At 65.6% G+C, this 13,932-nt stretch carries 14 protein-coding genes; 4 read left to right on the top strand and 10 right to left on the bottom strand.

Annotation, left to right across the window (positions count from 1 at the left end; all coding sequences use genetic code 11):
• The first annotated feature begins 821 nt into the window (after nucleotides 1–821).
• Nucleotides 822–2,030 (top strand): cobalamin-independent methionine synthase II family protein, encoded by a 1,209-nt coding sequence (locus ABIB14_RS08605; protein WP_354235461.1) that lies wholly within the window; start codon nucleotides 822–824, stop codon nucleotides 2,028–2,030.
• A gap of 173 nt (nucleotides 2,031–2,203) precedes the next feature.
• Nucleotides 2,204–2,836, top strand: a complete 633-nt coding sequence (locus tag ABIB14_RS08610) for a uracil-DNA glycosylase family protein (protein ID WP_354235462.1) — start codon at nucleotides 2,204–2,206, stop codon at nucleotides 2,834–2,836.
• An 83-nt stretch (nucleotides 2,837–2,919) separates the two neighbouring features.
• Here the strand turns inward: ABIB14_RS08610 and ABIB14_RS08615 are convergent, their stop codons facing one another.
• From ABIB14_RS08615 to ABIB14_RS08625, 3 genes are all read right to left on the bottom strand, one after another.
• Nucleotides 2,920–3,345 carry a DUF3151 domain-containing protein gene (locus tag ABIB14_RS08615; protein WP_354235463.1) on the bottom strand — a complete coding sequence of 142 codons (426 nt, stop codon included), beginning with the start codon at nucleotides 3,343–3,345 and terminating at the stop codon, nucleotides 2,920–2,922.
• Between the two features lie 2 nt (nucleotides 3,346–3,347).
• Entirely contained in the window at nucleotides 3,348–4,367 is a 1,020-nt protein-coding gene (fbaA, locus tag ABIB14_RS08620) for a class II fructose-bisphosphate aldolase (protein WP_354235464.1), read from the bottom strand.
• A gap of 379 nt (nucleotides 4,368–4,746) precedes the next feature.
• Nucleotides 4,747–5,430 carry a TrmH family RNA methyltransferase gene (locus ABIB14_RS08625; RefSeq protein ID WP_354235465.1) on the bottom strand — a complete coding sequence of 228 codons (684 nt, stop codon included), beginning with the start codon at nucleotides 5,428–5,430 and terminating at the stop codon, nucleotides 4,747–4,749.
• Between the two features lie 64 nt (nucleotides 5,431–5,494).
• On the opposite strand from ABIB14_RS08625, the gene ABIB14_RS08630 reads away from it, so the two are divergent.
• Nucleotides 5,495–6,361: an HAD-IIA family hydrolase gene (locus tag ABIB14_RS08630; protein ID WP_354235466.1), complete on the top strand. Its 867-nt coding sequence runs from the start codon at nucleotides 5,495–5,497 to the stop codon at nucleotides 6,359–6,361.
• Nucleotides 6,362–6,371: 10 nt separating this feature from the next.
• On the opposite strand, the gene ABIB14_RS08635 is transcribed toward ABIB14_RS08630, so the two are convergent.
• The 5 genes from ABIB14_RS08635 to ABIB14_RS08655 all read right to left on the bottom strand — a co-directional run bounded on the left by ABIB14_RS08635 (nucleotide 6,372) and on the right by ABIB14_RS08655 (nucleotide 10,971).
• Nucleotides 6,372–7,412 (bottom strand): thioesterase domain-containing protein, encoded by a 1,041-nt coding sequence (locus tag ABIB14_RS08635; RefSeq protein WP_354235467.1) that lies wholly within the window; start codon nucleotides 7,410–7,412, stop codon nucleotides 6,372–6,374.
• A 57-nt stretch (nucleotides 7,413–7,469) separates the two neighbouring features.
• Nucleotides 7,470–8,021 (bottom strand): hypothetical protein, encoded by a 552-nt coding sequence (locus tag ABIB14_RS08640; protein ID WP_354235468.1) that lies wholly within the window; start codon nucleotides 8,019–8,021, stop codon nucleotides 7,470–7,472.
• Between the two features lie 87 nt (nucleotides 8,022–8,108).
• Nucleotides 8,109–8,882, bottom strand: coding sequence for a GAF and ANTAR domain-containing protein (locus ABIB14_RS08645; RefSeq protein WP_354235469.1), 774 nt, complete (start codon nucleotides 8,880–8,882; stop codon nucleotides 8,109–8,111).
• 120 nt (nucleotides 8,883–9,002) lie between these two features.
• A complete protein-coding gene (gene pyrE / locus ABIB14_RS08650; protein WP_354235470.1) occupies nucleotides 9,003–9,587 on the bottom strand; it encodes an orotate phosphoribosyltransferase in 585 nt (194 codons plus the stop codon).
• A gap of 130 nt (nucleotides 9,588–9,717) precedes the next feature.
• Nucleotides 9,718–10,971, bottom strand: coding sequence for an FAD-dependent oxidoreductase (locus ABIB14_RS08655; RefSeq protein ID WP_354235471.1), 1,254 nt, complete (start codon nucleotides 10,969–10,971; stop codon nucleotides 9,718–9,720).
• 83 nt (nucleotides 10,972–11,054) lie between these two features.
• On the opposite strand from ABIB14_RS08655, the gene nadE reads away from it, so the two are divergent.
• Nucleotides 11,055–11,879, top strand: a complete 825-nt coding sequence (nadE, locus tag ABIB14_RS08660; protein ID WP_354235472.1) for an NAD(+) synthase — start codon at nucleotides 11,055–11,057, stop codon at nucleotides 11,877–11,879.
• A gap of 10 nt (nucleotides 11,880–11,889) precedes the next feature.
• Here the strand turns inward: nadE and ABIB14_RS08665 are convergent, their stop codons facing one another.
• Nucleotides 11,890–12,855 carry a plastocyanin/azurin family copper-binding protein gene (locus ABIB14_RS08665; protein ID WP_354235473.1) on the bottom strand — a complete coding sequence of 322 codons (966 nt, stop codon included), beginning with the start codon at nucleotides 12,853–12,855 and terminating at the stop codon, nucleotides 11,890–11,892.
• Between the two features lie 281 nt (nucleotides 12,856–13,136).
• Nucleotides 13,137–13,910, bottom strand: coding sequence for an IclR family transcriptional regulator (locus ABIB14_RS08670; RefSeq protein ID WP_354235474.1), 774 nt, complete (start codon nucleotides 13,908–13,910; stop codon nucleotides 13,137–13,139).
• Nucleotides 13,911–13,932 lie beyond the last annotated feature (22 nt).

Below are 13,932 nucleotides of genomic sequence, written 5' to 3' on the forward strand. Positions count from 1 at the left end.
TGTGGACCAGCGGTCATGTTCAAATTGGGTTTTTGGGCATCCGGAAATACGCAGCCGAAAGAAACTCGATGGACTCTCCCGACGACAAGGACCGGTTCCGGTCCCGGCTTCCTGCTCCGCTGCGATCGCGGATGCTCCGAGCATCGATCTGGTGTTCGGCCTGCCTATTCGCTGGGGTTCGGCTTCACCTTCGGAACATTGTTCTCCTACATTTCGGTGTCCTCCTTGTGTGGTGAAAAATTTGCTCGGCTATTCGGCGAAAAGGTTATTCGGTACTCTTCGCTGTCAATGCCTGCGGGGTTATTCTCGGAGCGCTGGTCGACACGCGGCTGGCGGAACGGCTCGAACCTGGCATCAACCTGCGCACCGCCGTCGTCGTAATGTGCGCCATCAATGCGGCGGCCTGGCACTGATTCTGGCAGGAATCACCGGGTGGGCCACGCCCCTGCACTTGTTCTTGACCCAGTCCTGCGTCGGCTTCATCATGGGCACGTCCTGGACCGCGCCAGGGGCGCGTCCTGGACCGGGCCGGGGCCGGATCCGCCGTCCTGGGGCTGGTCCAGTTCCTGTTTGGCGGGCTCGTCTCCCCGCTGACCGGTGTGGACGGCCCTGCAGGGCCCGGGGGAACGCTTCGCTGCGACACAATCCGCCGCCGGTTTGCTACTTCCCCACCCCTGCATTTAACTAAGAGTGACCATCCCGAGCGGCCGAGGGACCTGGCCCCTTGACGCCGCAGCAACCCAGCCCTCCCCTACCCGCTTCCCGCGGCACGGTGACCGGCCAGGGTGCTACCGCCAGGACCGATGGAAGGAAACCGCGCCGTGCCCCAGAACACCGACCACATCCGGGTCACCCATGCCGGCTCATTGCCCCGCACCCCGGAGTTGATCGCCGCGAACGAGGCGAAAGAAACCGACGGGATCACCCCTGAGTTCCTGGATCTGTTGGAGACCTCGGTGGTGGACGTCGTGCAGCGCCAGAAGGACCTGGGCATCGACATCCCGAATGACGGCGAGTACGGGCACTCGATGTCCAGTTCTGTGGACTACGGCGCCTGGTGGAACTACTCATTCTCCCGGCTCGGCGGCTTGGAAGCGACGGAGGTAGACCGCTGGGCCGATTCGAAGGTGCACCGTTCCTCGCCGGGACACATCGTCCTGACGTCCTTCCCGGACCGCCGCGACCGGCAGACCTTTAACGACGCCTACAACGATCCTTCCTCCGGGATCCTGGCCCACCGCAAGAGCGTCACGCAGCCCAAGATCGCCGGGCCGCTGACGTACACGGGGCAGGCGCTCGTTGCCTCAGACATCGCCAACCTCAAGACAGGCCTGGCCGCGGCCGGCCTCACCGAGGGTTTCGTCGCCTCGCTGTCCCCCGGCTCCTGCGCCCGGGTGGCCAACGAGTACTACCAGAGCGACGAGGAACTCCTCTACGCCTGCGCCGATGCCATGCGCGAGGAATACAAGGCCATCATCGACGCCGGCCTGACGGTCCAGCTGGATGACCCGTCCCTGGCCGAGAGCTGGGACCAGATCAACCCGGAGCCGAGCCTCGAGGACTACCTGAAGTTCATCCAACTCCGGGTAGAAGCGACCAACTGGGCGCTGCGCGACCTGCCGCAGGACAAGATCCGGCTGCACGTCTGTTGGGGCTCCTGGCACGGCCCGCACACCACGGACATCCCCTTTGCGGACATCATCGGCTCTGTGCTGCAAATCAACGCCGGCGCGTACTCCTTCGAGGCGGCCAACGTGCGGCACGAACACGAATGGCGGGTCTGGCAGGACGCCACGCTGCCCGAGGGGAAGGCGATCATTCCCGGTGTCGTCTCGCACGCCACCAACGTCGTGGAACACCCGGATCTGGTCGCGGACCGGATCGTGCGCTTTGCGGAGCTGGTGGGCCGCGACAACGTTATTGCCTCCACGGACTGCGGGCTCGGTGGCCGGGTCCATCCGCAGATCGCCGCCGCCAAACTTGAGGCGCTCGGCGAGGGCGCCCGGCGGGCCAGCAAGCGGCTCTGGTAGCTGACGCCGGCCGCTCGCAGGGCATTTCGCAGGGCTTGATAGACTGGTAATGACCGAACACGAATCGGTCCACACCACATTTTCACACCACACCTGCCACAGAGCGCCCCTCTTTTGGCGTGCCCCAGGCCGGTCTGGCAGCTTTACCAATCCCGCAGGAGACCCAGCAATACATGACAGCCCTGGCCACAGAAAATTTCCGCGAACAGCTCCTCAGCCGCCGTTACGACGCTAACGTCGCGCCGGTCAACGAGCTGTGCGACACACTGCAGGCCGCCAAAGCTGGCACCACCGTCCCCTACGTGGATCCGATCCACGACATCGATCAATGCCGCATCATCAGCCTGCACTCCAACATCGGCACCGCTGACCCGTCCGGCTTCATCACCGCCGGTGACGAGGAGGCTACCACCCGCATGCTCGGTATCCAGTGGAAGCTGGGCCTTCGTCCCGAGGTCGTCATGCCGTGGAACGTCCACCCGTGGCACGTGCCCGGCGAACCCAACGGCAAGTTCACCCCGGACCAGATCTCGGCCGGCCTCAAGCCCCTGCTGAAGTTCCTGGCCCTGGTTCCCCGCGCATCCGTGATCGTGGCGCACGGCACCGAGGCCAACCGCCTGGCCAACCTGCTGCTCAAGACCGAGGTGCCGATGATCTGGCGCCGCGGCCTGAAGACGTACAAGGTCCGCTCGCTCAGCGGCCGTGCTTTCGCCGGTACCCCGGCCCGGCAGGAGCAGTACCTTGAGGACATGCGCGTCGCCTACGCCGACGCCATGGCCCGGACCGGGCTGGCCAAGGTCAGCTGATCACCCGCATCACGCGTTAACGACGGCGGGCGCCCACCGAAAGGTGAGCGCCCGCCGTCGTTGGCTAACCAACAGGTGCCCGGTCAGGCCTCGGTTTCGATGGCCGCCTTGGCGGTGGGGTCGGAGTCTTTGAGGAACTTCTCGATCCGCTCCGGCTCCTCGGCCTCGCCGATCGCGGCGGAGGCGCGGCCCAGCGAGTACAGGGCGCGCAGGAAGCCGCGGTTCGGTTCGTGCTCCCAGGGGATGAGGCCGACGCCGCGCCACCCGTTGCGGCGCAGCGAGTCCAGGCCGCGGTGGTAACCCACGCGGGCGTAGGCGTAGGAGTCGATGGTCCGGCCTTCGGTCCATGCCTCCTCGGCCAGCACCGCCCAGAGCAGCGAGGAAGTCGGATGCTTTTCCACCAGGTCCAGTGCCTCCTGGCCCGCGTCCAGCCCCGCGTAAACCTCGGTCTCGGCCGGCAGCAGTGTGGGCTCGGGGCCCATCAGGTTCCTGCGGAACTCGTCCGTCACGGCTAGAACGTCTTGCCGGTGGAGCCGAGCTGCTGGGCTGCCTCGACCACGCGGGCGGCCAGGCCTGCCTCTGCCGACGCACCCCACACGCGCGGATCGTACTGCTTCTTGTTGCCGACCTCGCCGTCAACCTTCAGCACGCCGTCGTAGTTGCGGAGCATATGGTCCGCGACCGGGCGAGTGAAGGCGTACTGGGTGTCGGTGTCGATGTTCATCTTGATGACACCATAGGAAACGGCGTCGGCGATTTCCTGCTCGGAGGAGCCGGAGCCGCCATGGAAGACGAGGTCGAAGGGGCTGGGCTTGCCGATCTTGGCGCCGACCTGTTCCTGGATGTCCTTGAGGATCTCCGGGCGGAGCTTGACACCGCCGGGCTTGTAGACGCCGTGCACGTTGCCGAAGGTCAGCGCCGTGATGTAGCGGCCGTTCTCCCCGGAACCGAGGGCCTCGATAGTGGCCAGGGCGTCCTCGACGGTGGTGTAGAGCTTGTCGTTGATGGCATTCTCGACGCCGTCTTCCTCGCCGCCGACCGTGCCGATTTCGACCTCGAGGATCATCTTGGCGGCTGCGGTGCGCGCGAGCAGTTCGCGGGCGATCCGGAGGTTCTCCGGGAGGGTCTCGGCTGAGCCGTCCCACATGTGCGAGCTGAAAAGCGGGTTGCGGCCTGCTTTCACCTCGGCCTCGGAGGCCGCGAGCAGGGGCAGGACGAAGCCGTCCAGCTTGTCCTTGGGGCAGTGGTCCGTGTGCAGCGCGATGTTGACGCCGTAATTCTTGGCGACCTCGCGGGCGAACGCGGCGAAGCCCAGGGATCCGGCCACCATGTCCTTGGTGGAGGCGCCGGACCAGTAGGCCGCACCGCCGGTGGAGACCTGGACGATGCCGTCGGACTCGGCCTCGGCGAAGCCGCGCAGCGCGGCGTTCAGGGTCTGGGAGGACGTGACGTTGACTGCCGGGAATGCGAAGCCGCCCGTCTTTGCGCGGTCGATCATCTCGGAGTAGATCTCTGGGGTTGCAATGGGCATGCTGACTCCTAAAGTGAATTTCGTCTGCGGGCTGGGTTGACGCTGGAGTAAACCTCGTCGGCTACGCACCATCCTAGCCATTCCTCCGTGGGCCGCAGTGTTTCCGAGCCCGGGCGGCGCAATACTCTCCGCCTGGCGTCCTGGCCCCGCTGAGTCGGCACGTCGCGGCAGTGTCGCGCGCCAACACTGCCGCGAAGTGTCATCTCGTAAGCCGGCCGCGGCTTTCCAGCGCCGCAGCGCCGCCCGGACCTTGGGGACGATCGCGGGGCGGATGTCCTTGAGGTACTGCTCGGAGCCGCCATGGCCGGCACCGTCGTACTGCGGCGCAATCCGCCATTCCTTGCAGGCCGCGTCCGGCCGCATCACGGTGCCGCGCGGGTCAGACGAGCTGGTTGAAGACGTGCTGGCGGATCCAGGCGTGCATCGCGATCGCGGCGGCGGAGGCTGCGTTAATGGATCGCGTGGATCCGAACTGTTCGATGGATAACGTGTCGACGGCGGCCGCGTGGACTTCCGGCGTCAGGCCCGGGCCCTCCTGGCCAAACACGAGCACGCAGTCGCGGGGCAGTTCGTAGGTCTCCAGCGGAACGGAGTCGGGGAAGATGTCGATCCCGATGATGGCCAGCCCCTCACCTTGCGCCCAGGCGACAAAGTCGTCCACTGTGGGGTGGTGCCGGACGTGCTGGTAACGGTCGGTGACCATCGCCCCGCGTCGGTTCCACCGGCGTCGTCCGATGATGTGGACTTCCTTGGCCAGGAACGCGTTGGCGGTGCGGACGACAGTGCCGATGTTCATGTCGTGCTGCCAGTTCTCTATCGCAATGTGGAAGTCGTGGCGGCGCGAATCCAGTTCGGCCACGATCGCCTCGTGCTTCCAGTAGCGGTACTTGTCCACCACGTTCCGGCGGTCACCGTCGGCCAAGAGGTCCGGGTCCCAGGGTTCGCCCGCCGGCCACTCGCCCTGCCAGGGTCCGACGCCGACCTCCGCCCTGGCCTCCGCCGCACCGTCCGGAGCGGCCGCAGCGCCGTTAGCGGGTTCGCGGGGAGTCTCGGATTCAGTCACGGCTCAACACTAGACTGGGAGCGGAAGCGGGACACTATCGGCGGCACTAGCGGCGGAGGACACCATGGCGGCTCAACATCAAGACCACGGGGCAGACGAGTGGTCAGAGTCGGACGACGAGCGCCCCACGTCCTCGCTGTACCGCAGCGGTCAGGAAATCGAATGCTGGCTGACGGACATGGACGGGGTGCTGGTCCACGAAAACCAGCCCGTCCCGGGCGCCTCGGACCTCATCCAGCGCTGGGTGGACACCTCCAAGCGGTTCCTGGTCCTGACCAACAATTCCATCTTCACCCCCCGCGATCTCGCCGCCAGGCTGAAGGGGTCCGGACTGGAAATACCGGAGGAGAACATCTGGACCTCGGCGCTGGCCACCGCGCAGTTCCTCAAGGACCAGGTGCGCGGCTCGGACTCCGGCAACCGCGCGTACACGATCGGCGAGGCCGGGCTCACGACGGCGCTGCATGAGGCGGGCTTCATCCTCACCGACCAAGACCCCGACTTCGTGGTGCTCGGCGAAACCCGGACCTACTCCTTCGAGGCGATCACCGCGGCCATCCGCCTGATCCTGGGCGGTGCGCGTTTCATCGCCACCAACCCGGATGCCACCGGACCCTCCAAGGACGGCCCGACGCCCGCCACCGGCGCGATCGCCGCGCTCATCACCAAGGCGACCGGCCGTGAACCGTACATTGTGGGCAAGCCGAACCCGATGATGTTCCGCTCGGCGATGAACCGGATCGATGCGCATTCGGAGACCACCGCCATGATCGGGGACCGGATGGACACGGACATCATCGCCGGCATGGAAGCTGGGCTGCACACCGTGCTGGTGCTCAGCGGCATCACCCACCGGAACGACATTGCGTCCTACCCATTCCGGCCCAACCAGATCCTGAACTCGGTCGCGGACCTGATGAACCAGATCTGAGGGCAGCGGCCTAAACGGCTGTCTTCTTGCCACCGCCGGAGGGCAGCGGCAGGAACTCGTCCTGGAGCTTTTCGATGAGCGGCCGGTAGACGAACGGATTCCATTGCGGGCTGGCGTGCGCGGGACGCGCCCCGTCCGTCCGCAGCGAATCCGAGACCATGTTCGCCTTGAACCGCAGCATCCAAGCGTCCCGGGCCGTTTCGTAGCTCACGGTTTCGTCCCCGGGGTTGCCTATGAACGCCATCTTCGCGTCTCCGAGCTTTCCCACGAAGCGGCTCGGATCAAAGTGGTAGATGTACGCCGATTCGGTCTGGATCAGCACGCTGGACGGGGCAATCGGCGAAAGCTGTTCCCACGTCTGGTCCAGCACCTGGCCCCAGCTGCGTTCATGCTTGTTGAGCACCCGCTCGCCGAGCTCGTAACCGCCGCGCAGCACCGTGGGGAACCGGAAGCCGCTCTCGTAGAGGAACACCACCCCCTCGAACCAGCTCTGATCCAGGACGTCGTACCGGCTGGACGGGCTGGAGTCGAGCAGGATGAACGCCACTTTGACGCCATGCAGTTCCAGCAACCTCGCGGCGACCTGCACTGCGACCATGCCGCCAAAACTGTGGCCGTAGAAGTAGAGGGAGTCGAGCTGGTTCGCCCGGACGTGCTCGATGACGGCGATCACCATCTTGTCGATGTCCAAGCCCACGTTGGAATAGCCGACAGCGGCCAGCTGGCCGCGCTGGTTCAACGCACCGCGCAGTGAGTTCAGGATCCACTGCGCCTCTTCCCAGCTGGTCTTGTAGCCCGGAAAGAGGAACCAGCTAGCGCGCGGAATGTACCGTGCGGCGACGTCGTCGGGGACCGTGAGGATCTTGTTGACCCGCCGCTCGGTCTGGACCCGGCGGGTAAAAAGCATGTCCGAGGCGAGGACAGCGGCGCCGCCGGCACCCAGGAGGAATTTCCGCCGCGAGAATCGCTTAAGCTCGGCGGCGTGCCGAAGCACGCGGGCCTCAATAGTTCCGGGTCCGCCCCGATCGTTCGCTTCCGTCTCACGCGGCACACCCCTACCGTAGCCACAGGGTGGCGCGCAGAAGAAAACGCGGCAGCGTGAGCCGGACTAGGCGGGCTCTGCTTCGCGGTCGAATTCGCGCCGGGTGATCTCGAGGCTGATGTCCTCGTAGTGGGCCAGGAGTTCCGAAGGTGCTCCGGTGTCCGGGTCGTCCAGCTTGCCGAACACCGAGTCGCTGGCGGCCAGCAGTTCGTCGTCGGAGTAACCCGCCAGCGGACGTGTGCCCGAAGAATCCATCGAAGCGGGGAAATCCGAGGAAAGGTCCAGCGACTGAAAATCCCTGCCGAAGTCCTCGACGATCATCTGAAGCTCAAGTGAAACCCCGGCCGCGACGGTCAGGCTCCCGGCCACCTTCAGCTGGCCGGCGCCGCCGTCAATAGCGTTGAGTTCATCACGCAGGCCGGCCAGGGCTCCTGATTCCACGAACTCAGCCTGCGCCAGGTCGACGCGGATGTGGGAGCTGATACCCATGAGGCGGATGCGCCTGATCAGCTGCATCAGGTCCGGACGGGAGCAGTGGGTGAGGCTCCCCCGGACATCGATCCGGATGACGTCTGTTGCGACTTCGAGCTTGACGTGGGCGTTGAGGGATTGGTCCATAGGTACTCCAAATAAAGTGTCTATGGCCGACGGCTCAACCTACCTCAGGGTAACGGCAGTGCCGGACCGGCACAAGTCGCGGCAGGACTATCCGGCGGCCTGACGGTCGGGTTCCTGGAAGTGCGTCTTGGTCGCCGAGCCGCCGACGGATTCCACCAGCGAGGTGGCTATTTCCCTCAGTTTTACGTTTCCGTTGCTCGACGCGTCGGTGAGGATCCGGACCGCTGCGTCCTGGTTGCAGCGGTTCTGGGCCATCACGATGCCGATGGCCATATCGATGACGGTGCGTGATTCGAGCGTGGCCCGCAGGTTGGTCGCACTGTCCGTGTGCAGTGAAAAGCGCACGGCCATGCGGAGCGCCTGGGAAATCTGCCGGGTGTAGTCGCGCGCCCGGGCGGCCACATCGCCGTCGAACTTGCGCGGCACGTCCGAGTACAGGTTCAGCGCCGCCTGCGCTTCGCCGTGAAGGTGGAACGGCACAGAGAGCACCGAGCGCAGTCCGTGCGAGGCAACGGCACTGGCATAGTCCGGGCCCCAACGGTCTTCCTCAAAAAGGTCAGGAACATAGACCTCGCGCTCCTCCTGCGCCGCCGTCAGGCACGGACCCTGCGCCAGCCGGTACTGGATCTGGTCCACTTCACGGGCGGAGTCGCTGCTCCAGCCGATGGTGGCCGACTTGCGGTCCCGCAGCAAGGTGATCCCGCACAGCGCGTCGTCGCCCTTACCCGCCACCTGGTGGGCCGAAAAACGTGCGAGTTCGTTGAGGAACTCTTCGAAGTCCGTGCTGTCGAGGATTAGATTCTGGACCTGGTCGACTGTACTGATGGAGGCCGAACGCGGGTATTCCTGGGGCGGGAGCATAGTGCGCTTCTCCAACTACGGGTAGGCAAGGTACCGATGGGCGTATTCCAGAAATGATAAGTCAACCCCCGAAGCAGCGTCCAAACGGGTCCGTGCCGATGGCCCCGGCCGGTGGAACGCCTAGTTCAGGCCAAGTTCGTCCTTGCCGAACGCGAAGAGGTACGGGACGCCGGCTTCGGCTTCGATTTTTTCCTTGGCGCCGGTGTCGCGGTCCACGATCACGGCCACGGCCACGACGTTTCCACCGGCTTGGCGGACGCCTTCGACGGCGGTCAGTGCGGAGCCGCCGGTGGTCGACGTATCCTCCAGGACCAGGATCTTGCGGCCCTCGACCGAAGGGCCTTCAACCTGGCGGCCCATCCCGTAGGATTTCTGCGCCTTGCGGACCACGAAGGCGTCCACGGGGCGGCCGGCGTCGACCGCGGCGCGCATTACGGCGGTACCCACCGGGTCCGCCCCCATGGTGAGTCCGCCGGCGCACTCAAAGTCGATCCCGGCGTCGTTCATCAGGGACAGCATCACCTGGCCGACGAGCTTGGAAGCCTCGTGGTGCAACGTGATGCGGCGCAAGTCAATGTAGTAGTCGGCCTCGGCGCCGCTGGAGAGGATGACCTTGCCGCGGACGACGGCCAGCTCCTTGATCAATTCCAGGAGGCGGGCACGGGCGGCAGCGGCATCCGCTGCAAATTCACTGATGGCAGTCATGCCACCCAGTTTAGTGGCACGGCAACCCTCCATCCGCTGCTCCGTTCCCGCCCTTTTGAGACCGCTAACGGGCGCCTGTGGAGCAATCGATGGTGAGGCGCGGCCTGGGTACCCGACGGCGGCCCAACGGCTAGGCGCGCGGCTGGGGCGTGGCGTCGGCGCGCCTCGCGAATGCCGGAGCGTGCTCCGGCCGCGGCCCAAAGGCAATAAACCGGGGGATGATGCTGCGGACGGCCGGAACGTGCCGGGCCAGTAAGAGCACCGCGCCCGGAATTTTGGCCCGTTTCCCGCTCATGATCGGGCCGAAGACGGCGCGGTGCATGAGGCGCTGAGCCGTCTGGACGATAACGGTGGGCGGTCGCCGTCGTCGCTCTACTGCCTGGAGGTCTGCCGGGGTGACCCGGCCCCGGAGAAGCGCGGGCGCAAGTAGCTTCGCTGCGGCCACGGCATCCTGGATGGCGAGGTTGATGCCGACGCCGCCGGCCGGGGACATCGCGTGGGCCGCGTCGCCGATGCAAAGCAGCCCGTTGACATGCCATGAGTGCAGCCGGTCGAGGCGCACGTCGAGAAAGTGGAGTTGGTCCAGGGAATGGATGGTGTCAACGCGGTCGGCGAGGTCCGGGCGGAGCCCGGCGATCCGCCGTCGGAACCCTTCGACGCCCTCCGCGCGGATCCTGGCATCGGCGCCCTTCGGGGCGAGGTAGCCCATTTGGTAGAAGTCGTTACGGGTGAGGGCTACCAGTGCCTCTCCGGGGCCAAACGCGGGCACCAGCCCGGCCACCTCGCCGGCTTCGGCGGGGTGGCGGGGCAAACGGAACCACCAGGCGTCGAAGGGCACCGGAAATTCCTTCGGCGGCAGCCCGGCGGCGGCGCGGAGGGCGGAATGACGCCCGTCGGTGGCGACCACCAGGTCTGCCAGGAGTTCCTCCTGGGCGCCGTCCGGGCCGCGGAGACGGACGCCGCGGACACGGTCCCCGTCGCGGACCACCCCGGTGGCCGTGTGGCTCATAAGCAGCGTGAACCCCGGCTCCTCGGCTGCGGCGGCCGCGAGGAAGTTCAGGAAATCCCATTGCGGCATCATCGCGATGTAGTTGTACGGCGGCCGCAGGGAGTCAAAGTCACCCATGGTGACCGCAGTGCGGCCAGGGACCGGGAAGACGACGCTCTTCAGGCGGCTCTGCGGCAACTTGCGGAATTCCTGGCCGAGGCCCAGTTCGTCAATCAGCCGGATCGTGGAGGGGTGCACGGTGTCGCCGCGGAAGTCGCGCAAGAAGTCCGCATGCTTTTCCAGTACGGTCACCTGAACACCGGCCCGGGCCAGCAAAAGTCCCAGCATCATGCCCGCCGGACCGCCGCCGACCACCACGCACCCTGTCGTCTCCATGGCCATACGCTACGCCTGCGGAGGTGTCCACGGGAGGGTTCAACACTTGAGCCCGATTGACACCGCTGGCTAGGCTGTGAGGCATGCGTGAACTCCAGGCGAAGATCATTGAAGATATGGGTGTGCAGCCGCGGATCGACCCCGCCGGGGAGGTACGCAAGCGCGTGACGTTCCTGAAGCAATACCTCAAGGCCAGCCACACCAAAGGCTTCGTCCTCGGCATCTCCGGCGGCCTGGATTCCTCGCTGGCCGGGCGGCTGGCGCAGCTCGCCGTCGAAGAGCTCGACGCCGAGGGGGTGGAGGCGAACTTCGTGGCCGTTCGGCTTCCCTACGGCGTGCAGCACGATGAAGACGATGCCCAGGCGGCGCTGGACTTCGTGCGGGCCAAGACGGAGTGGACCTTCAACATTTCGGCCGCGGTGGACGGCTTCGAGGATGAGTTCGAGAAGACCGTCGGCAACGGGATCTCCGATTTCCACAAGGGCAACACCAAGGCCCGCACGCGCATGATCGCCCAGTACGCCTTGGCCGGGGAGCACAACTATCTGGTGATCGGCACGGACCACGGGGCGGAGTCCGTGACCGGCTTCTTCACCAAGTACGGCGACGGCGGCGCGGACATCCTCCCGCTCTATGGCTTGAATAAGCGCCAGAACCGTGCCCTGCTCGCGGAGCTCGGCGCGCCGCCGCGGATCTGGGAAAAGGTGCCGACGGCGGACCTCCTGGACCACAAGCCCGGCCGCACCGACGAGGAGGAACTCGGCCTGAGTTATGACCAGATTGACGATTACCTGGAAGGCCGCAACATCCCCGATGCCGCCGCCGAGCTGATCGAGCAGAAGTACCTACGCACGAGGCATAAGCGCACCGGCCCGGTCACCCTGTTCGACACCTGGTGGACGCAGTAACCCGGGCACGTTACTTCCGGACCACCACCGTTCCCACCATGCCCATGTAGTCGTGCAGGGCGCAGATGTAATCAAATTCGCCTGCCTTCATAAAGGTCACGGTGTAACTGCTATGCGGCGTCATGAGTCCTGAGTTCAGGTCTCCTCCGCTGAAGTGGTCGCGGTCCCCCAGCGGGGCGAAGAAATTGGCCGGTTCCGTCCCGAAGGTAACGGTATGCGGGGCACCCATGCCGTTGTTGATGAACGTCACGGACTCCCCCACCCTGATCTCAATCTCTCGATGGACAAAGCGCATCACCATGGACGTTCCGTTGTCCGTTCCGGCGATCACCGTGTTCTCGCCCGACTGATCCCGAGCGGCGTCCCATTGCCGTTCTCCGTCCCGCAGAATGGCCCGTTCTTGCTTCGCGGACTGGTGGTCGTACTGCGACTGGCTGTACGGGTATTCGGTTCCCGCCGCGCGGACATGGACGGTGCCCTTCATGGCCATGCCGTGGACCAGGCAGTAGTAGGTGAAGTCGCCCTCGTTGGCGAATGCCAGGGTGTATTTTTTCACCTGCACGAATCCGCTGTCTGACACGTTAGTCATGACGCCGGAGTTGTAATACGAGTGCCCGTCATAGTCCTTGCCGCCGATTTGGGTTACGTCTGCCGGGACGGCGGGGTTGAAGGGCTGGGTGGACTCCAAGGACTGGCCCTTCGCCAGAAACGTCACGGTGTGGATCTCAGCGGAGTTGGCCCGCCAGGTGACCTTATCGCCGGCATTGACGTAAATCTTTTCCGGAAGGAAGGCCATGCCCTGGATGGCCTGGTCTGAGGATTCGGACCCGACTTGGACCGTCCACGTCCTGGCTGATTTTCCGCCGTCCGCGGCTGCGGCGCCGCTGACGGATACCGGCAGCAGGATGGCGGCACTGAAAGCAATAAGAAGGCGCAGCAGGCGCGGCGCGAGGCGGATTTCTGTTTGACGAGTCATCAGACTCATTCCTTCGTGGCTGGGGAAACGGCCGGGAAACCGGCGAACTTGGTGCGCCGCCGTCACAATTTACGACGGCGATACGCTCCGGCACGGACTGCGCCCGCCGCTTCTTCTTCTCCAGGTCAAGCCCCAGCATCATGGCAGGAAAGCAGGATACGGGCAGACGCGCCTTCCGGACATCGGAGGAAAGGCGCAGAATCTGCGCATGCAGACCCGCGGCTGCAGTTATCATCGTGCTCCGTGCCCGCCGGTTTGTCGATACACCCGGCCAACCCCCGTTAGTCGCCCTTCAGCTGCAGGGAAATCCGGTGTGCCTCGTCCATCAGCAGACGCCCCAAGAATTCGCGACGATCCTCGCGGAATCGCGGTTCAATCCCGGTCAACGACAATGCCCAGGCAGGCCGGCCCCGCCGGTCGAAGACGGCGGCACCCATTCCCCAGCTGCCCTCCAGCACCAGGCCCGGGTTCACGGAATAGCCGGCCTGCCGCGTCGCTTCCAGGTTCTCGCGGACCTTCGCCTCATTGTGGCCGGCAGCAAAACTGCCGGCATGGGCGGCCCAGCAGGCCAGCAGCTCCTCCTGCTCCGCCGTCGGCAGGAATGCCATGATGGCAGTGCCGGCAGAGGCGACACCCAGTGGAAAGCGCACCCCTTCATGCAGCACGAAGGAGCGCACGGGGAAGCTGCCCTCTTCGCGGAGCAGGCACACCGTCTCGGCGCCGCGGCGGATCGAGAAGAAGGCGCTCTCCCCGGTTTCCTCTGCGAGCCGGCGCAGGCTGGGGCGGGCAATGTCCTCCAGTGGGAAGCGTGCCGAGGCCACCGACCCCATCAGCAGGATTTCCGGGCCCAGCACCCAATTGCCGCTGTGCGGGTCCTGGTCCAGCAGGCCCTCGGCGGCCAGCGAGCTGAGCAACCGGTGGGCGGTGGGCCTCGTGAGCCCGGATTCGCGAACCAGTTCGACCAGCGGTGAGCCTTCCGGCTTCCGGCCCACGATCCTGAGCAGGACCGCCACGCGGCTGACGACCTGGGCGCCCTGCACCGGTGTAGGGTTCATCCTGCTCCTTAAATCATGCGGT

Origin of the sequence: Arthrobacter sp. UYEF3, assembly GCF_040546245.1 — a bacterium.
In the GTDB taxonomy this organism is placed as follows: Bacteria; Actinomycetota; Actinomycetes; order Actinomycetales; family Micrococcaceae; genus Arthrobacter.